Origin of the sequence: Mycobacterium sp. 4D054 (genome assembly GCF_052245755.1) — a bacterium.
Classification (GTDB): domain Bacteria; phylum Actinomycetota; class Actinomycetes; order Mycobacteriales; family Mycobacteriaceae; genus Mycobacterium.
Genome location: NZ_JBQQCF010000023.1, coordinates 48,795 through 67,360 on the forward strand (window position 1 = coordinate 48,795; position 18,566 = coordinate 67,360).

Annotated in this window: 14 protein-coding genes and 1 pseudogene; 10 read left to right on the top strand and 5 right to left on the bottom strand. The window is 69.7% G+C overall.

Translation table 11 applies throughout. The features are described from left to right. Positions 1-54: 54 nt before the first annotated feature. The 3 genes from ACTWP6_RS17530 to ACTWP6_RS17540 are packed head-to-tail and all read right to left on the bottom strand — an operon-like array spanning position 55 to position 2,354. Positions 55-735, bottom strand: coding sequence for an amino acid ABC transporter permease (locus ACTWP6_RS17530; protein ID WP_443188376.1), 681 nt, complete (start codon positions 733-735; stop codon positions 55-57). A 28-nt stretch (positions 736-763) separates the two neighbouring features. Next, on the bottom strand, positions 764-1,597 hold the full coding sequence (locus tag ACTWP6_RS17535) for a glutamate ABC transporter substrate-binding protein (RefSeq protein WP_260751720.1): 834 nt from the start codon (positions 1,595-1,597) through the stop codon (positions 764-766). Positions 1,598-1,625: 28 nt separating this feature from the next. Then, positions 1,626-2,354, bottom strand: a complete 729-nt coding sequence (locus ACTWP6_RS17540) for an amino acid ABC transporter ATP-binding protein (RefSeq protein ID WP_260758068.1) — start codon at positions 2,352-2,354, stop codon at positions 1,626-1,628. Between the two features lie 274 nt (positions 2,355-2,628). On the opposite strand from ACTWP6_RS17540, the gene miaB reads away from it, so the two are divergent. Together miaB and ACTWP6_RS17550 are read left to right on the top strand one after the other, a co-directional pair. Next, entirely contained in the window at positions 2,629-4,137 is a 1,509-nt protein-coding gene (gene miaB / locus ACTWP6_RS17545) for a tRNA (N6-isopentenyl adenosine(37)-C2)-methylthiotransferase MiaB (protein WP_396885475.1), read from the top strand. Then, entirely contained in the window at positions 4,134-4,742 is a 609-nt protein-coding gene (locus tag ACTWP6_RS17550; RefSeq protein WP_396884432.1) for an Rv2732c family membrane protein, read from the top strand. Before miaB ends, ACTWP6_RS17550 begins: the two co-directional genes overlap by 4 nt. On the opposite strand, the gene ACTWP6_RS17555 is transcribed toward ACTWP6_RS17550, so the two are convergent. Beyond that, a complete protein-coding gene (locus ACTWP6_RS17555; protein ID WP_443188377.1) occupies positions 4,743-6,140 on the bottom strand; it encodes a DUF349 domain-containing protein in 1,398 nt (465 codons plus the stop codon). A gap of 171 nt (positions 6,141-6,311) precedes the next feature. Here ACTWP6_RS17555 and ACTWP6_RS17560 point away from each other — a divergent pair, with 171 nt between their 5' ends. The 6 genes from ACTWP6_RS17560 to ACTWP6_RS17585 all read left to right on the top strand — a co-directional run bounded on the left by ACTWP6_RS17560 (position 6,312) and on the right by ACTWP6_RS17585 (position 12,739). Further along, a complete protein-coding gene (locus ACTWP6_RS17560) occupies positions 6,312-7,193 on the top strand; it encodes a DMT family transporter (RefSeq protein ID WP_443188378.1) in 882 nt (293 codons plus the stop codon). A 13-nt stretch (positions 7,194-7,206) separates the two neighbouring features. Further along, on the top strand, positions 7,207-7,893 hold the full coding sequence (locus tag ACTWP6_RS17565) for a hypothetical protein (protein ID WP_443188397.1): 687 nt from the start codon (positions 7,207-7,209) through the stop codon (positions 7,891-7,893). Between the two features lie 5 nt (positions 7,894-7,898). Then, complete coding sequence (miaA, locus tag ACTWP6_RS17570) at positions 7,899-8,816, top strand: tRNA (adenosine(37)-N6)-dimethylallyltransferase MiaA (protein ID WP_443188398.1); 918 nt, start codon at positions 7,899-7,901, stop codon at positions 8,814-8,816. A 4-nt stretch (positions 8,817-8,820) separates the two neighbouring features. Further along, entirely contained in the window at positions 8,821-9,690 is an 870-nt protein-coding gene (gene dapF / locus ACTWP6_RS17575) for a diaminopimelate epimerase (protein WP_260751728.1), read from the top strand. An 87-nt stretch (positions 9,691-9,777) separates the two neighbouring features. Then, positions 9,778-11,190 (top strand): GTPase HflX, encoded by a 1,413-nt coding sequence (gene hflX, locus ACTWP6_RS17580; protein ID WP_443188379.1) that lies wholly within the window; start codon positions 9,778-9,780, stop codon positions 11,188-11,190. Between the two features lie 223 nt (positions 11,191-11,413). Then, entirely contained in the window at positions 11,414-12,739 is a 1,326-nt protein-coding gene (locus ACTWP6_RS17585) for a DEAD/DEAH box helicase (protein ID WP_260751732.1), read from the top strand. Here ACTWP6_RS17585 and ACTWP6_RS17590 read toward each other — a convergent pair. Continuing rightward, a pseudogene (locus ACTWP6_RS17590) lies at positions 12,712-15,014 on the bottom strand (molybdopterin-dependent oxidoreductase). The gene ACTWP6_RS17585 and the pseudogene ACTWP6_RS17590 sit on opposite strands and share 28 nt — an antisense overlap. 103 nt (positions 15,015-15,117) lie before the next feature. Between ACTWP6_RS17590 and ACTWP6_RS17595 the strand changes: the two are divergent. Together ACTWP6_RS17595 and ACTWP6_RS17600 are read left to right on the top strand one after the other, a co-directional pair. Beyond that, positions 15,118-16,293 (top strand): acyl-CoA dehydrogenase family protein, encoded by a 1,176-nt coding sequence (locus tag ACTWP6_RS17595; protein ID WP_260751735.1) that lies wholly within the window; start codon positions 15,118-15,120, stop codon positions 16,291-16,293. 172 nt (positions 16,294-16,465) lie between these two features. Next, the gene (locus tag ACTWP6_RS17600) at positions 16,466-18,562 is read left to right on the top strand and encodes an LGFP repeat-containing protein (RefSeq protein WP_443188380.1); all 2,097 of its coding nucleotides are present in this window, start codon (positions 16,466-16,468) and stop codon (positions 18,560-18,562) included. The last annotated feature ends 4 nt before the right edge of the window (positions 18,563-18,566 follow it).

Below are 18,566 nucleotides of genomic sequence, written 5' to 3' on the forward strand. Positions count from 1 at the left end.
CTGGCCGCCAGAATGCGCGATTTTGTGTCTGCTCGCCGGTCGAAGTCGCGCTCATCACCGCGCCACCGCCATCCGCTTGCCCAGCCAGCCGAACAACAACCCCAGCGGCAGCGTCAGGATCACGAACCCGAGCGCGAAGATGCCGCCGACCACCAGCACCGCCGCGGTGTTCTCGATCATCTCCTTCATCAGCAGCGCGGCCTCGGCCACCCCGATCGCCGAGGCGATCGTGGTGTTCTTCGTCAGCGCGATCAGCACCGAACCCAACGGGATGATGACCGCACGAAATGCCTGTGGTAGCAGCACAATCCGCAGATTCTGGCTGAATGTCAGCCCGAGGGACCTGGCCGCTTCGGCCTGACCCAGCGGGATGGTGTTCACCCCAGAGCGCACCGTCTCGCATACGAACGACGCGGTGTAGACGGTCAGGCCCAGTACGGCCAGCCGGAAGCCGCTGTCGGCGATGAACGTCGGCGACTGCCGGTCGGCCAGCGTCAATCCCAGCGTCTGGGCCAGGCCGAACGAGCAGAACAGGATGATCAGCGTCAGCGGGGTGTTGCGCACGATGTTGACGTACGCCGTGCCGACCCAGTTGAGCGTCGGCACCGGCGAGAGTCTCATCGCGGCCAGCACCGTGCCGAGGACGAGAGCGCCGATGCCTGACAGGACCGTCAGCTGGATCGTGGTCCAGAACGCGGCGAAGATCTCGCTTCGGTACTCGGTGAAAACCTCCACGGGCGGCTCCGGTGGCTACCTGGGCGCCCTAGTTGTCCAGCGGCGGCGGTGCCGGCGCGGTGATCCCGGCCGGACCGAGGTTCTTGTCGAACGCTGCCTTCCAGGCGCCGCTGTCCTCCATCTTCTTCAGTGCGTCGTTGATCTTCGTGCGCAGCTCGGAGTCGTCCTTCTTCAGGCCGATGCCGTACCGCTCCTCGGAGAACGGCTCGCCGACGATCTTGAACGCGCCCGGGGACTGCGCGGCGTAGCCGGCCAGGATCACTTCATCGGTGGTGACCGCGTCGACGGCGCCGTTCTTGAGCGCGTCGATGCATGCCGAGTACGTGTCGTACTGTTGCAGCTGCACGCCCTGGTACTCGTCCTTGATCTTCTGGGCGGGCGTCGAACCGGACACCGAGCACAGGATCTTGTTGTTCTCCAGGGACGCGGCGCCGGTGATGTCGGTGTTGTCCGAACGGACCAACAGGCTCTGCCCGGTGATCAGGTAGGGCCCGGCGAAAGAGACCTTCTCCTTACGTGCGTCGGTGATCGAATACGTCGCCGCGATGAAGCTCACCTGGCCGTTCTGGATCAGGTTCTCGCGCTGCGCCGACGGCGCCTCCTTCCACTCGATCTTGTCCGGGGCGTACCCGAGCTCACCCGCGACATACGTGGCGACGTCGACGTCGAAGCCGCTCATGGTGCCGTCGGGGTTCTTCTGCCCCAGACCGGGCTGGTCGAACTTGGTGCCGATGACGATCGTGTCGCCGCCACCCGCGCCGCCGCCACCGTCACCGCCGCCGCACGCGGTCGCTGCGAACGGGAGTGCGACGGCCAGTGCCAATGCGCCCGCGACACGCGCGGACAGGGATTTGGGGGACATGGTGGGGTTCCTTTCGCCGGGGCCCTGATCAGTGGTGGAGGATCTTGCCGAGGAAATCCTTGGCGCGGTCGGTCTGCGGGTTCTCGAAGAACTGGGCGGGTTCGGCGTCCTCGACGATCGCGCCGTCGGACATGAACACCACTCGGTTGGCGGCCCTGCGCGCGAAGCCCATCTCGTGGGTCACCACGAGCATCGTCATGCCGTCGGCGGCCAGTCCCGCCATCACGGCCAGCACCTCGTTGATCATCTCGGGATCCAGGGCGCTGGTCGGTTCGTCGAACAGCATCACCTTCGGGTCCATTGCCAGCGAGCGTGCGATCGCCACGCGCTGCTGCTGGCCACCCGAGAGCTGGGCGGGGTACTTGTCGGCCTGGTTGGCCACTCCGACGCGCTCGAGCAGGCGCATCGCCTTCTCCCGCGCCTGTTCCTTGGACGCCTTGCGCACCTTCATCGGTGCCAGCGTCACGTTCTCCAGAATTGTCTTGTGCGCGAACAGGTTGAACGACTGGAACACCATGCCGACATCGGAGCGCAACTGGGCCAGCTTGCGTCCCTCCGCCGGCAACACCACGCCGTCGATGGAGATGGTGCCCGAATCGATGGTCTCCAGCCGGTTGATGGTGCGGCATAACGTCGACTTGCCCGAACCGGACGGCCCGAGCACGACGACGACCTGGCCCTGGCCGACGTCGAGATTGATGTCCTTGAGGACGTGGAGGGCGCCGAAGTGCTTGTTCACCGCCTTCACAGAGACCATCGGCACGTCAGGGGACTCCCTGGGGCTCTCCATGCGTGAAGACCTTACCCAGGGAACGTCCCGTGTGCTGGAAGACCGCGATCGGTGTTTTCCCCGTCGCTTCGCTCGCCCCCGGTTGTTTTCCCCGTCGCTTCGCTCGCCCCCGGTGATTTCGGGACGACCGCCTGTGCTCCGTAGGATAGGGCCCGTGACTTCCACGGTGACGCAGCAGGCGAGCGGGTTTTCGCCCGATCGTCGGGTGCGAACCTTCGAGGTCCGCACGTACGGCTGCCAGATGAACGTGCACGACTCCGAACGCCTGTCCGGTCTGCTCGAAGAAGCCGGATACCAGCGCGCCGGTGACGGCGCCGACGCCGACATCGTCGTGTTCAACACCTGTGCGGTCCGCGAGAACGCCGACAACAAGCTGTACGGCAACCTCAGCCATCTGGCCCCGCGCAAACAGGCCGACCCGGACATGCAGATCGCCGTCGGCGGCTGCCTGGCCCAGAAGGACCGGGACTCGGTGCTGCGCAAGGCGCCGTGGGTCGATGTGGTGTTCGGCACCCACAACATCGGGTCGCTGCCGGCGCTGCTGGACCGCGCCCGTCACAACCGCGTCGCTCAGGTCGAGATCGCCGAGGCGCTGCGCGAGTTCCCGTCGTCGCTGCCGGCGAGTCGCGAATCCGCCTACGCTGCTTGGGTTTCGATTTCGGTCGGATGCAACAACACGTGCACGTTCTGCATCGTGCCGTCTCTGCGTGGCAAGGAGGTCGACCGGCGGCCGGGTGATGTGCTCGCCGAGGTGCAGTCGCTGGTGGACCAGGGAGTGCTCGAGATCACCCTGCTGGGGCAGAACGTCAACGCCTACGGCGTCTCGTTCGCGGACGAGCGCTTGCGCGAGGACCTGACGGCACCGGACGAGCGCTTGCGCGAGGACCTGACGGCAGCGGACAACCAACCGCGCGACCGGGGGGCGTTCGCCAAGCTGCTCCGGGCTTGCGGCCGCATCGACGGGCTGGAACGCGTGCGGTTCACCTCGCCGCATCCGGCCGAGTTCACCGATGACGTCATCGACGCGATGGCCGAGACGCCCAACGTCTGCCCGACCTTGCACATGCCGCTGCAGTCCGGCTCCGACCGCATCCTGCGCGCGATGCGCCGCTCCTACCGGGCCGAACGCTATCTCGGCATCATCGACCGGGTGCGTGCGGCGATCCCCGATGCCGCGATCACCACCGATCTGATCGTCGGCTTCCCGGGCGAAACCGAGGAGGACTTTCAAGCCACCCTCGACGTCGTCGCCGCCGCGCGGTTCGCCAGCGCGTTCACCTTCCAGTACTCAAAGCGGCCGGGGACCCCGGCCGCGGAGCTGGACAACCAGGTGCCCAAAGCTGTTGTGTCCGAACGCTACCAACGGCTGATCGAGCTTCAGGAGCGGATCTCGTTGGAGGAGAACACCGCCCAGGTCGGCCGCCGGGTCGAACTGCTGGTCGCCACCGGCGAGGGACGCAAGGACGCCGCCACCGCCCGGATGTCGGGCCGTGCCCGCGACGGGAGGCTGGTGCACTTCGCGCCCGGGCGGCCGGACGGCGAGATCAGGCCGGGCGACATCGTCGTCACCACCGTCACCGCAGCCGCGCCGCACCATCTGATCGCCGATGGGCAGCTGATCTCGCACCGGCGCACCCGCGCCGGCGACGCCCACGCGGCCGGGCAGAAGCCACGCACCGGGGTCGGACTGGGCATGCCCTCGATCGGCGCGCCCGCCGCTACGCCCGCGGCGAGTGGATGTGCCCGATGACCGGGGCAGCCGGCGCCGAGGGGGCCAACGGTTTCGACGCCTACCGCAACGACCTCGAAGCGGCCGAACGGCGCGTGGCGCGCGAGATCGATCCCGGCCCGCGGGCGCTGGTGCTGGCAATCCTGGTGTTCGTGCTGCTGGCCACCCTCGCGCTGCCCCACACGGGCGGCGTCAAAGGATTTGACGTGCTCACCGGCTCCGATGCCGCCTCCGACGTCGGGATTGCGCTGCCCTCGCGGGTGTTCACCTGGCTGTCGCTGGTGTTCGGGGTCGGGTTCTCGATGCTCGCGTTGCTGACGCGGCGCTGGACGCTGGCCTGGATCGCGCTGGCGGGGTCGACCGTGTCGGCGTTCCTCGGGCTGCTGGCGGTGTGGTCGCGCCAGACCGCGCTGGAGTCCCAGCCCGGCCCCGGCATCGGGCTGATCGTCGCGTGGCTGGCGGTGATCCTGCTCAGCTATCACTGGGCGCGCGTCGTGGCCACCCGGACCGCCCTGCACCTGGCGGCCGAGGAGGAGCGGCGCCGCCGCGCCGCGGAAGGCCAGCAGAAGGGTCTGCTGGAATCGTTCCCCGACGAGGGCGACGACACCACCCCGCCCAAGAGCTAGCTACCGCTTGCGGCTCAGCGCATCCGCGGCCGCATCGGCCCACTGCCGCCACTGCTCGGCGCTGGCGCGGGCCTGCTCGGCGTCCCTGGTGCGGCCCGCCGCGGCAGCCTTCTCCGCCTGGCGTTCGAACTGCTCGGCGCGGGCGCGGAATTGATCGGCGCGGGCCTGGGCCTCCGGGTCGACGCCGCCGGTCTGGGCGTCGCGGATCTTCTTCTCCACCGCCCGCAACCGGCGCTCCAGATCGGCGGCGCGTTCCCGCGGAACCTTGCCGATGGCGTCCCACTTGTCGCCGATCGCCCGCAGCGCCGCGCGTGCCGCGTCCAGGTCGGAGGTGTCGATCCGCTCCGCCTCGGCCAGGAGCGCCTCCTTGGCCTGGGCGTTGGCGCGGAACTCCGCGTCGCGTTCGGCGGTCGCGGCGTTGCGCGCCGAGAAGAACTTGTCCTGCGCGGCCTTGAACCGCTGCCACAGCGAGTCATCGACGTCCTTGGACGCGCGCCCGGCGCCTTTCCACTCGGTCAGCAGGTCGCGGAACGTCGCCGAGGTCGGACCCCAGTCGGTCGAGTCGCACAGCGCCTCGGCGCGCTCACACAGCGCCTCCTTGGCCTGCCGGGCCCCGGCGCGCTCCCGGTCCAGCTCGGCGAAGTGCGAGCCGCGGCGCCGGTTGAACGTCTCGCGCGCCGCCGAGTAGCGCTTCCACAGCGCGTCGTCGACCTTGCGGTCCAGCCCGGTGATCGTCTTCCACTCGTCGAGGATGGCCCGCAGCCGGTCGCCGGCGGCCTTCCACTGCGTCGAGTTGGCGGCGATGTCCTCGGCCTCGGCGGCCAGCGCTTCCTTGCGGGCGGTCTGGGTGGCGCGCAGCTCCTCGCGCCGGGCCTTCTCCTCCTGGGTGGCGCTGTCGGCCTGATCCACGATGGCGGCCAGCCGCGCGGCAAGCGAGTCGACATCGCCGAGCACGTGCGCGTCGGCCAGGCCCTCGGCCAGCGACGTCGCCGCCGAGCGGATCTTGCGGGCGTCGCCGGTCCCGGACGCCAGCCGGGTTTCCAGCAGCACCACCTCGGTGTGCAGATCGTCGAAGCGGCGACCGAAGTGCACGAAGGCGGCCTCCGCGTCACCGGCCTGCCACGAGCCGATGGTGCGCTCACCGGCGGCGGTGATCAGCCAGACGGTGCCGTCGGGGTCGACGCGGCCGAAGCGGTGCGGGTCGCTGGTCGGGGCGGTGCCCACCACGGGGGCCGTCACCGGCACGGCGGGGCGGGGTCCGGGGCGCGCCGGACCCGGCTTGGGTTTCGCGGCAGCGGACGGCTTCGGGGCCGGGACCGGCGCGGAGGGGGCCTCCTGCGCAGGATCGGTGTCCTGATGTCCGGCGTCCTGGGATCCGCCGGGTTCGGTGATCGTCATGTCCGTACCTCGTGTCTCCGCGCGGTTTCCCACGCACCTGCCGCGCGGCGCGGCGCCTATGAGCGTGACAACGCTCCTGCAGGCTATTGAAACAGGTTGCCCGGCGCTGCGCCCACGCCTTGCGCCCGGCAGCTCTCTAGGCTCTCCCGGGAAACACGGAGGAGGTCGTCGATGGCCAAGGCGGATCTGGCCGCCCTGCTCGCGCTCGCCGCCGCCTTCTTCATGGCGGTCGGTGATGTCATGCACCAGCGCTCGGCACACGAGGTGACCGACGAACAGGTCAGCCACCTGCAGCTTTTCGCGAAACTCCTGCGGGACCGCCGGTGGTGGACAGGCAGCGTGGTGGCCGCGATCGGCTTCGCGCTGCAGGCCGCGGCGCTCGGTCTGGGCTCGGTGCTGCTGGTGCAGGCCCTGCTGGTCACCTCGCTATTGTTCGCGCTTCCGATCAGCGCGAAACTGGCGCACCGGCGCGTGACCCGCTGGGAATGGTTGTGGGCGGCGCTGCTGGCCGGGGCGGTCGCGGTCATCGTGACCGTCGGCAACCCGACAGCGGGGGAATCTCGGGCCTCGGCCGAGACCTGGCTGGCGGTGGCCCTGGTGCTCGGTCCTGCGCTGCTGCTGTGTGTGATCGGTGCGACCGTGTGGTCCGGGCCGATCAGCGCGGTGCTGATGGCGGTGGTGTCCGGCGCGCTGTGGGGGCTGTTCGCCGTGCTGACCAAGGCGGTGGTGCACCGCCTCGACGTCACCAGCGTGGCCGGTGTGCTGGAACTGTTGCGCACGCCCGAGCTGTACGCATGGGCGGTGGTCGCGATCCTGGGCACCTCGACGCAGCAGGCGGCGTTCCGGGCCGGTGCGCTGACGGCCTCGCTGCCGACGATGACGGTGACCGAGCCGATGGTCGCGTGCGGACTGGGCGTGGTGGTTCTGGGTGAGACCCTGCGGCCGGGGGAGGCGGGCTGGGTCACGCTCGTGGCGGCGGTGACGGTGATGGTGGTGGCCACCGTCGCGCTGGCCCGCGGCGAAGCGGCCACCCGTGATCCGGTGACCGTGTGATTAGTTGGATGCCGTGCTGAACGCGATCGCGCTCGTCCCGTCGGCGCCGCTGCTGGTCCCGGAATTGGCGTCGTCGGCGGCCACCGACACCGAGGATCTGCGCGCGGCCGCGTTGTCGGCGGCGGCCGCACTGCCACCGCGCTGGATCGCCGTCGGCGTCACACGGGCCGACACAGTCCTGCGGCCGGACGCGGTGGGCACGTTCGCCGGTTACGGCGTCGACGTCCGCGTCGGATTGTCCGCCGGCGCTGTCACCGGCGAGCCGACGGCGTTGCCGCTGTGCGCGCTGATCGCTGCGTGGTTGCGCGGCGGCGTCACAGCCGCCGAGGTCGAGGTCCGCGGCTACCGCGCCGACCTGGATGCCGCCGTCGCCGTCGAGACCGGCCGGCGGCTGCGCGCCGAGATCGAGGCCGAGCCGGACCAGATCGGTGTCCTGGTGGTCGCCGACGGCGCCAACACCCTCACCCCGGCCGCCCCGGGCGGCCACGACCCGGATTCCCCGCGCGCGCAGGCCGTGCTCGACGACGCGCTGGCCGCCGGCGACACGGCGGCTCTGACCGACCTGCCGTCGGTGATCCTCGGCCGGGTGGCCTACCAGGTGCTGGCGGGGCTGGCGGGGCCCGGCGCACGCGTGGCCGAGGAGTTCTACCGCGGCGCCCCCTACGGCGTCGGCTACTTCGCCGGCGTATGGACACCGTGACCGCCGTGCGGCCGCTGGCCCTCGTCGGCCCCACCGGTACCGGCAAGTCCGACCTGGCGCTGGCCGTCGCGGCCGCGCTGAGCGCCGACACCGCCGTCGAGGTGGTCAACGCCGACGCGATGCAGCTCTACCGGGGCATGGACATCGGCACCGCCAAGCTCACCCCGGCCCAGCGGTGCGGGGTGCCCCACCACCAGCTCGACGTGCTCGACGTCACCGAGACCGCGACCGTGGCCCGCTACCAGGTCGCCGCCGCCGCCGACGTCGAGGCGATCGCCGCGCGGGGCGCGGTCCCGGTCATCGTCGGCGGTTCGATGCTCTACATCCAGTCGCTGCTGGACCAGTGGTCGTTCCCGGCCACCGACCCGCAGGTGCGGGCCCGCTGGGAGGAGCGTCTCGCCGAGATCGGGGTCGCGGCGCTGCACCGCGAACTGGCCGCGGTCGACGCGGCCGCGGCGGCGTCGATCCTGCCCACCGACGGACGGCGCATCGTACGGGCGCTGGAGGTCGTGGAACTGACGGGCCGGCCTTTCGCGGCGTCCGCACCGACCATCGGGACGCCGCGCTGGAACACCGTGATCGTCGGATTGGACTGGGAGACGACGGCATTGGACGAGCGCCTGGCGCGGCGCACCGATCTGATGTTCGAGCGGGGGCTGGTCGAGGAGGTCATCACCTTGATCGACCGGGGGCTGCGCGACGGCGTCACCGCCGCGCGGGCCCTCGGGTACGCGCAGGTGCTGGCCGACCTCGACGCCGGAGGTGACGGCAGCGCCGCGCGCGAACCCACGTTCCTGGGTACGCGGCGCTACGTGCGCAGACAGCGCTCATGGTTCCGCCGCGACCACCGCATCGTCTGGCTGGACGGCTCGGGCGCCGACAACGTCGACGCAGTGCTGCGCGCCTGGCGCGACGTATCCTGACCAGGTGAAGTTCGCCAAGGGCCACGGTACGCAGAACGACTTTGTGCTGCTCCCGGACCTGCCTGCCGAGCTGGCCCTGACCCCGGCCGCGGTCACCGCGCTGTGCGACCGCAGGCAGGGTCTCGGCGCCGACGGGGTGCTGCGCGTGACTACTGCCGGGGCCGCGCATGCGGCCGGGGTGTTCGATCGGCTGCCCGAGGGGGTGGCCGCGGGCGACTGGTACATGGACTACCGCAACGCCGACGGCTCGATCGCCCAGATGTGCGGCAACGGGGTGCGGGTCTTCGCGCACTACCTGCGTGCCAGCGGCCTGGAGTCGCGCGACGAGTTCGTCGTCGGCTCGCTGGCCGGGCCGCGGCCGGTGGTGCTGCACGGCCACACCGAGACCACCGCCGATGTCACCGTCGAGATGGGCAAGGCCAACCGGCTGGGCACCGGCACGGCGATCGTCGGCGGCCGGACTTTCACCGGGCTGGCCGTGGACGTCGGGAATCCACACCTGGCCTGCGTAGACGAGACGCTGACCAGCGCTGAGCTGGCCGCGCTGGATGTCGCCGCACCCGTGGGCTTCGATCCCGCACAGTTCCCGGACGGGGTCAACATCGAGGTGCTCACCGCGCCGGCCGGGGGGACGGTGTCGATGCGGGTGCACGAGCGCGGCGTGGGGGAGACGCGCTCCTGCGGCACCGGCACCGTCGCGGCCGCGGTCGCGGCCCTGGCCCACCGGGGCGATCAGACCGGGTCGCTGACCGTGCGTATCCCCGGTGGCGAGGTGACGGTCACCGTCACCGAGGCGAACAGCTACCTGCGCGGGCCGTCGGTGCTGGTCGCGAACGGTGAGCTGGCCGACCGGTGGTGGGCGGCCCAGCAATGACTCCGGTGCTGACGGGAATTGCCATGCCGGCGGGCACGTTAATTGGGGTGCATGAAAAGTGATGTTCGTGCGAATCTTGATTCGCTTATGACCTATCCCGAATTCCCCAACGACAATCCCAGCGTCGGCGAGCTGGCCCTCGAGGACCGCACCGCGCTGCGGCGGGTGGCCGGGCTGTCCACCGAGCTGACCGACGTCTCCGAGGTCGAATACCGGCAGCTGCGCCTGGAGCGCGTCGTGCTCGTCGGTGTGTGGACCGAGGGCAGCGCCGCCGACGCCGACGCCAGCCTGGCCGAACTGGCCGCCCTGGCCGAAACCGCCGGCTCCGAGGTCCTCGAAGGCCTGATCCAGCGGCGCGACAAACCGGACCCGTCGACCTACATCGGCTCCGGCAAGGCCGCCGAACTGCGCGAGCTCGTGGTGGCCACTGGCGCCGACACCGTGATCTGCGACGGCGAACTGAGCCCCGCGCAGCTCAACGCGCTGGAGAAGGTCGTCAAGGTCAAGGTCATCGATCGCACCGCGCTGATCCTCGATATCTTCGCTCAGCACGCCACCAGCCGGGAAGGCAAGGCGCAGGTGTCGCTGGCGCAGATGGAGTACATGCTGCCGCGCCTGCGAGGCTGGGGTGAGTCGATGTCCCGGCAGGCCGGCGGCCGCGCCGGCGGCGCCGGCGGCGGCGTCGGCACCCGCGGTCCCGGCGAGACCAAGATCGAGACCGATCGACGGCGCATCCGGGAACGAATGTCCAAGCTTCGCCGCGAGATTCGCGAGATGAAACAGGTCCGCGACACCCAGCGCGGGCGCCGGGTGGCCAACGACGTGCCATCGGTGGCCATCGTCGGCTACACCAATGCCGGTAAGTCCAGCCTGCTCAATGCCCTCACCGGTGCCGGTGTGCTGGTCGAGAACGCGCTGTTCGCCACCCTCGAACCCACCACCCGCCGCGGGGAACTCGCCGACGGACGCGAGTTCGTGCTGACCGACACCGTCGGGTTCGTCCGGCATCTGCCTACCCAACTGGTCGAAGCGTTCCGGTCCACGCTGGAAGAGGTCGCCGACGCCGACCTGTTGCTGCACGTCGTGGACGGTTCCGACGTCAACCCGCTGGCACAGATCAACGCGGTGCGGCAGGTGGTCAACGACGTCGTCGCCGAGACCGATGCGCCGGCCCCGCCGGAACTGTTGGTGGTCAACAAGATCGACGCCGCCGACGGCCTGACCCTGGCGCAGCTGCGCCGGGCGCTGCCGGGCGCGGTGTTCGTGTCCGCCCACACCGGTGACGGTCTGGACCGACTGCAGGCCCGGATGGCCGAGATGATCGCGCCGCGCGACACCGTGGTCGACGTCACAATCCCTTACGACCGCGGCGATCTGGTCAACCGGGTGCACGCCGAGGGGCGCGTCGACGCCGTCGAGCACAGCGAAAGCGGGACCAGGATGAAGGCGCGCGTGCCGATCGCGCTTGCCGCCGGATTGGCCCCGTACGCAACCTACTGACCACCACGAATGCGCTGAGTCGGACGCCGTCGGTTACGATCGTTGCGACGTCGGCTGCGGACCACCGGAGCAGGTGCCCGTTTCACACAGCGCCGACGACCATCTCCACCAGACATTGTTGTGGCGACTTCGCCACGGTGTGCGCACTCCGCCTGACGGTCCCCGTCGCGGCTGCCGGGCACACGCTGCCCGACAACGCCGAAACGACAGGAAGACCTTCACGATGACCATGCAGTCCTTTGCCGATCTCGGCGTGCCCGCAGCCCTGGTGAGCTCGCTGGCCGCCCGCGGTATCGCCGAGCCGTTCCCGATCCAGGCGGCCACGCTGCCCGACTCGCTCTCCGGGCGTGACGTGCTGGGCCGCGGAAAGACCGGCAGCGGAAAGACTCTCGCGTTCTCGCTGCCGCTGGTGGCGCGACTTACCGGCCGCCGCAGCCAGCCCTCGCGCCCGACCGGCCTGGTGCTGGCGCCGACCCGAGAACTGGCCACCCAGATCACCGCCACGCTAGAGCCGCTGGCGGCCGCATCCGGGCTGCGCGTGACCACGATCTACGGTGGTGTCGCGCAGAGCCGCCAGGTCTCCGCGCTGCGCTCCGGCGTCGACATCGTGGTGGCCTGCCCGGGGCGTCTGGAAGATCTGATGCGGCAGAAGCTGATCAGCCTCGATGCGGTCTCGACCACCGTGATCGACGAGGCTGACCACATGGCCGATCTCGGTTTCCTGCCCGGCGTGACCCGGATCCTCGCGGCCACCCCGGCCGGCGGGCAACGGCTGCTGTTCTCCGCCACGCTGGACAACGGCGTCGACAAGCTGGTCCGGCGCTTCCTGGCCGACCCGGTGCTGCACTCGGTCGACGAAGCCGCCGAGGTGCCCGCCCAGATGACCCACCACGTGTTCCATGTCGGCGGCGTGCAGGAGAAGCGGGAGCTGGTGCACCGGCTGGCATCGGGCACCGGCCGGCGAATCCTGTTCATGCGCACCAAGCATCAAGCGCGCAAACTGGCCAAGCAGCTCACCGAGTCCGGCGTGCCGTCGGTGGACCTGCACGGCAATCTGTCCCAGCCGGCCCGCGAGCGCAACCTGGCCGCGTTCTCCAGTGGAGACGCGCGCGTCCTGGTGGCCACCGACATCGCCGCTCGCGGTGTGCATGTCGACGGCGTCGAGCTCGTCGTGCATGTCGACCCGCCGATGGAACACAAGGCCTACCTGCACCGCTCCGGGCGCACCGCACGCGCGGGCAGCGACGGTGACGTGGTCACGGTTGTGCTCCCTGAGCAGCGCAAGGACACCCAGCAACTGCTGCGCCGCGCCGGGATCACGGTGCGTCCGCGCGACGTCGACGCCGACTCGGCAGAGGTGCACGCCCTGGTCGGTGAGATCGCACCGCTGCGGATTCCCGGCCCTGCGCCCGCGGCGAAACCCGCTGCCCGCAAGCAGGAACACCGCGGCGCCGATCCGCGCCGGGGTGGACCGTCGCGTAGCGGTCGCGGGCCGCGGCGGCGCGGGCCGCGCCAGGGCGCTCAGCGCACGGCGAACACCGGCGGCTGATGCGCGCACACCGGCGGAGCTACGCCGGTGTACTTCTCGATCTGCACCAGCACATGCGCCCCCGTGCATCCACGCGCCAGTGCTGAGGTGCCGACGTCCTCGGTGAGCACGTTCGGGTTGCCGTGCACGCACATCGAGTCCGGGTCGGCCGGGTCGGCCGGATCGAACCACGCACCGGTGGACAGTTGCACCACCTGCGGACGGACCCGCTCGTCGAGCACCGCCCCCGCCAGGCAGGCACCGCGGTCGTTGAACACACGCACCACGTCTCCGTCGGTGACGCCGCGCGCCGCGGCGTCACCGACGGTGTCGGGTGCATGCGGACCGGCTCCCGGCCCGCGACTTTCGAGGCCTGGCTGACCGCCCCGCCGTCGAGCTGCCCGTGCAGCCGGCCGGCTGGCTGGTTGGCGAGCAGGTGCAGGGGATACCGCGTGGCACGCGGACTGCCGAGCCACTCGGACGGTTCGAACCATGCCGGATGGCCGATGCAGTCGTCGTAGCCGAATCCGTCGATGTCGGCAGAGAAGATCTCGATCCGTCCGCTGGGGGTGGCCAACCGGTGGGCCACCGGGTCGGCGCGGAAGTCGGCGAGCAGGGTCAGTCCGTCTTCGGTGGGCAACCGCAGCCGGCCTGCCCGCCAGAACTCCTCGAACGGGGGGGCCTCGAAATTCAATGTCCACGACCACTTCTCGTACAGATGGCGCAGCCACTGCCGCGAGGTGCGACCCTCGGTGAAGGTGTCCCCGACGCCGAGTCGGTGCGCCAGCGCGGCGAAAGTGTCGTAGTCGTCCCGGGATTGCGCGTAGGGCGCGGTGAGCCTCGGCATGGCCATCAGCACCGGGTCGTTGCGTGAGCCGGAGAAGTCGTCGCGTTCGGCGAACGTCGTTGACGGCACCACGATGTCGGCGTGCTTGGCCATCGGTGTCCAGTACGGTTCGTGCACCACGACGGTGTCCGGCCGGTGGAGCGCGCGACGCAGCCGGGGCAGATTCTGGTGATGGTGGAACGGATTGCCCCCGGCCCAGTAGACCAGTCTGATATCCGGGTAGCGCAGGCGCAGCCCGTTGTAGTCGAACGGTGCGCCGGGGTGGAGCAGCATGTCGCTGACGGCGGCCACCGGGATGAACGTCGTCACCGGATTGACGCCTTGAGGCAGGCGCGGCAGCCCGCAGCGCAGCGGGGCCAGGCCCGGTTCGTTCATCGACCCGTAGCCGTGGCCGAATCCTCCCCCGGGAAGCCCGATCTGGCCCAGCATCGCGGCCAGTGTCAATCCCATCCAGGGCGCCTGCTCACCGTGGCGGGTGCGTTGCAGCGACCAGCTCACCGTCACGATGGTGCGGTTGGCCGCCATCCGGCGGGCCAGAGCGGTCAGCTCGCCGGCGTCCAGCCCGCAGATCGGTGCGGCCCACTGCGGCGATTTCGGTATCCCGTCATCGGTGCCGAGCAGATAGCGCTCGAACCGGTGGTAACCGGTGCAGTAGGCGGACAGAAACTCGCGGTCGGCCAGGCCCTCGGTGGCCAGCACGTGGGCCAGTGCCAGCATGATCGCGACGTCGGTACCCGGAACCGGTGCGTACCACTGGCATTCGCCGTCGACGTCGTCACGCAACGGCGAGAACGACACGAGGCGCCCGCCGCGGTCCCGGAACCGGTTCAGTGCCTCGCGGGCCGGGTGTTCGGTGGTGCCGCCGTGATTGACGCCGGTGTTCTTCAGCGCTATCCCGCCGAAACACACCAGCAGATCGGTGTGTTCGACGATGACGTCCCACTGGGTGGAGCGCTTGAACAGGTCGTCGTGGGTGCCGACCACGCGGGGCATGATCACCCCCGTCGCTCCCAGGCTGTAGGAGTGGCGTGAAAAGGTGTATCCGCCAATGCAGTTCAGGAATCGATGAACCTGGCTCTGGGCGTGATGAAAGCGCCCGGCGCTGGACCAGCCGTAGGAACCGCCATAGATCGCCTCATTGCTGTGGGTGTCGACGATCCGGCGCAGTTCATCGGCCAGACGCTCGGTGAGCTCCTCCCATGACACCGCGACGAACTCGTCGGCGCCGCGGCGCGAACTCGGACCGGGTCCGTTGTCGAGCCATCCGCGCCGTATCGCCGGGGCGGTGACCCGGGAGGCGTGCCGGATCGAGCCCGGCAGGTTGCCCAGGGCCGGTGAAGGATCGCGGTCACCGGGAAGCGGTGCCACCGATGCGATGTCGCCGTCGGCCACGGTGGCCCGGAATGCTCCCCAATGAGTGAGGCTGGTCTGAGCTGCGGCCACGGCCATGAGTCTAGGCCGCGCCGCGCGGCCAGCAGGTCCGACCAACCATCCGGTTGGATGGGGTACCTTGGCGGCAACTGTCCGCACCGACCCCGACGGAGACGTTGTCATGGGCGCACCCGAAGCCACGCCAGTCATCGCCTACCAGCGCACGCTGTTCGAGCCCGAGCACGAGATGTTCAGGGAGTCGTTCCGCACCTTCCTCGAACGGCACGTCGCGCCACAGCACGAGGAGTGGGAGAAGAACAAGCTCGTCGACCGGGACGTGTGGCTGGAGGCGGGCAAGCAGGGCTTCCTCGGTATGGCGGTGCCCGAGGAGTACGGCGGCGGCGGCGTCGACGACTTTCGCTACAACACGATCATCACCGAGGAGATCACCGCGGGCCGCTACAGCGGGCTAGGCTTCAGCCTGCACAACGACGTGGTGGCGCCGTATCTGATCAGACTGGCCACCGAGGAGCAGAAGCAGCGGTGGCTGCCGAAGTTCTGCAGCGGCGAGTTCATCTCTGCCATCGCCATGACCGAACCGGGTACCGGCAGCGATCTGCAGGGCATCAAGACCCGCGCGGTCAAAGACGGTGATCATTACATCCTCAACGGCGCCAAGACGTTCATCACCAACGGAATTCACTCCGATCTGGTCATCGTGGTGGCCCAGACCGACCCGGACAAGGGTGCCCTGGGTTTTTCGCTGCTCGTGGTCGAGCGCGGGATGGAGGGTTTCGAGCGCGGCCGCAAACTCGACAAGATCGGCCTGGATGCACAGGACACCGCGGAGTTGTCGTTCACCGACGTCAAGGTGCCCGCGGAGAACCTGCTCGGCGAGGAGGGGCAGGGCTTCATCTACCTGATGCAGAACCTGCCGCAGGAACGGATCAGCATCGCGATCATGGCGGCCGCCGCGATGGAGGCCGTGCTCGGCGTGACGCTGCAGTACGCCAAGGAGCGCAAGGCATTCGGCAAGCCGATCGGCAGCCAGCAGAACAGCCGGTTCCTCCTTGCCGAGCTTTCCACCGAAGCCACCGTGGTGCGCATGATGGTCGACGAGTTCATCAAGCTGCATCTGGAGGACAAGCTCACCGTCGAGCAGGCCGCGATGGCCAAGTGGTACTCCACCGAGAAGCAGGTCCACCTGATCGACCGCTGCCTGCAGCTGCACGGCGGCTACGGTTACATGCGTGAGTACGACGTGGCCCGCGCGTACCTGGACGCCCGCGTGCAGACGATCTACGGCGGTACCACCGAGATCATGAAGGAGATCATCGGACGCAGTCTGGGCGTCTGACGGGGGCCGGATCGGCGACAGCGCGCAGCTGACGGGCATATTCTTGGCCTGGATTCGGCGAGGTGACTTGGTTATCGACGTCCACTGAAGCAGAGTGAACGCACGCGGTAACTTTCTCAGAATTTTGCGTGGAGCTTGCACGAGGACCAGTCGCCGACCGCGGGGAGGAAGAATGAGCCGGCAGCCGATGCTGCGCCTACGTTTGGTCGGTCGTCTGACGGTCGGGCTGCTGGGGGTCGCCACCGCGCTCCTGCTGGCCCCGTCCGCGGCGGCGCAACCCGAGGCCGAAGCAAACGATGCGATCACCGCGGCCTGGCAGGCCGGCGGTGGCGACACCGGGCCGTTGGGTCCGAAATCGGGTGACGTGTATCCGGCCGGTGACGGCTTCGCTCAGAACTTCGCGGCGGGCAAGATGTTCTTCACCCCGGCCACCGGTGCGCACTTCATGCAGGGTGCCATCCTCGAGAAATACGAGTCGCTGGGCGGGCCTGCCGACAGCGACCTGGGATTCCCAACCATCGACGAAGGTCCGGGTCGCGCACCCGAGAGCCGCAACAGCACGTTCAGTGCGTCGGACAAACCGGTGATCTTCTGGACGCCGGCGACCGGCGCGAGGGTGGTCCGCGGACCGATCAACGCCGCGTGGGACAGGCTCGGCGGTTCCTCCGGCGTGCTCGGCGTGCCCTCCGAGGACGAGACCTACAACGGTTCCGTAGTGAGTCAGAAGTTCACCGGTGGCGAGCTGTCGTATGACTCCAGCGCCAAGAAGTTCACCACGGTGCCGCCCGAGCTGGCCGGCCAGCTCGGCGACCTCGTCATTGCCGACGACCCGGTCGCGGCGATCAACGCCGCACGCCGCGCCGCGGGCGGCGCCCTCGGCCCGCTCGGAGCTGCCGAGGGTGAGCCGTACCAGATCGGCTCCGACGGTATGGGCCAGGACTTCGTCAACGGCAAGATCTTCTACAGCCCGCAGACCGGAGCCAACGTCGTCACCGGCCAGGTGCTGGAGAAGTACGAGAGCGTCGGCGGTCCAGAAGGTGATCTGGGTTTCCCGATCACCAGCGAGCAGAACGGCGGACTGGCGCCGGCGAGTCGCATCAGCGCCTTCGCCGCGGACGACAAGCCGGTGATCTTCTGGACGCCCGACCACGGCGCGGTGATCGTGCGCGGCGCCATGAACGCGGCGTGGAACAAGCTCGGCGGCGCGACCGGGGAGCTTGGCGCGCCGGTCGCCGATCAGACGCAGACCGGTGATGTGATCACCCAGCGGTTCGCCGGTGGCGCGATCTCGTGGGATACCACAACGCAGAAGTTCAGCACCGAACCCGCCGGTCTGGCTCCGCAACTGGTCGGTCTGGAGGTGCCCGGCGCCCAGGCCCCGCAGGCACCGCCGCCGACATCGCAGCCCTCGGAGAACAGCGAGAGCTCCGGGCTGAAGTGGACCTGGTGGTGGCTGCTGGCCATCGTCCCGCTTGTTCTGTTGGCCGCTCTGGTCGGCTTCGCGGTGCTGCGCACCCGCGGTCGTCGCCGCGACGACGACCTGCTCGGCGGTCTGGGCGCCCCGGACGGCCACGCCTATGAGCCGGTACCGTCGGGTGCCGGCGCGCAGGCCCACGAGGACGGCCGGGAGGACGAACTGTTCGGGGACCGGTACGCCCGCGAGGGTCTGGGATCGCTGGGCTCGGCGGCGCCGGCGTCGAGCGAGGATTTCCGGTCGGACGTGCAGGGCTTCTGGGGGGCGCCACCCGGCGAAGATCAGCACGAGCACGGGCCGGCCGCCGACTCCGGAGACGCGCAGGAGGATCCCGACGCCGTCGACACCGCGCCGACACGGGTGCTGACACCCGAGGCCGAAGCACCCTCGCACGATGTGGTCGACGGCGGCCGTGGCGACGCGCACGACATCGTGACCGAGCAGACAGAGTTGGACGCCGACCGCGAGCCGCTCATCGCGTCGGTCGGTGAGCCGGTCATCGCACCTGCCGACGAACCGGTCAACGTCGCCGCGGCACCACCGGCGCGCGATCCCATGGCCGACACCGGACGTCACGCGCGCATCGACGTCGACGAGCCGCTGCCGCTGGGCACCGCACTGCACATGCCCTTCGACGACCCGGGCGAGATCCCCGAGGGCTACCCGATCAAGGCCGACACCAAATCTGGCCTGTACTGGACGCCGGACAGCGGCGACTATCACGACGCCCCCGTCGAGATCTGGTTCGCCACGGAGGAGATCGCGCTCACGAACGGCTTCGTACGCGGCGAGTAGGCCG

Coding starts and splice junctions, on each gene's coding strand:
- ACTWP6_RS17535 (WP_260751720.1), bottom strand. CDS start 1,597: ATGTCCCCCAAATCCCTGTCCGCGCGTGTCGCGGGCGCATTGGCACTG.
- ACTWP6_RS17540 (WP_260758068.1), bottom strand. CDS start 2,354: ATGGTCTCTGTGAAGGCGGTGAACAAGCACTTCGGCGCCCTCCACGTC.
- miaB (WP_396885475.1), top strand. CDS start 2,629: ATGAACGTGCACGACTCCGAACGCCTGTCCGGTCTGCTCGAAGAAGCC.
- ACTWP6_RS17550 (WP_396884432.1), top strand. CDS start 4,134: ATGACCGGGGCAGCCGGCGCCGAGGGGGCCAACGGTTTCGACGCCTAC.
- ACTWP6_RS17555 (WP_443188377.1), bottom strand. CDS start 6,140: ATGACGATCACCGAACCCGGCGGATCCCAGGACGCCGGACATCAGGAC.
- ACTWP6_RS17560 (WP_443188378.1), top strand. CDS start 6,312: ATGGCCAAGGCGGATCTGGCCGCCCTGCTCGCGCTCGCCGCCGCCTTC.
- hflX (WP_443188379.1), top strand. CDS start 9,778: ATGACCTATCCCGAATTCCCCAACGACAATCCCAGCGTCGGCGAGCTG.
- ACTWP6_RS17585 (WP_260751732.1), top strand. CDS start 11,414: ATGACCATGCAGTCCTTTGCCGATCTCGGCGTGCCCGCAGCCCTGGTG.
- ACTWP6_RS17595 (WP_260751735.1), top strand. CDS start 15,118: ATGGGCGCACCCGAAGCCACGCCAGTCATCGCCTACCAGCGCACGCTG.
- ACTWP6_RS17600 (WP_443188380.1), top strand. CDS start 16,466: ATGAGCCGGCAGCCGATGCTGCGCCTACGTTTGGTCGGTCGTCTGACG.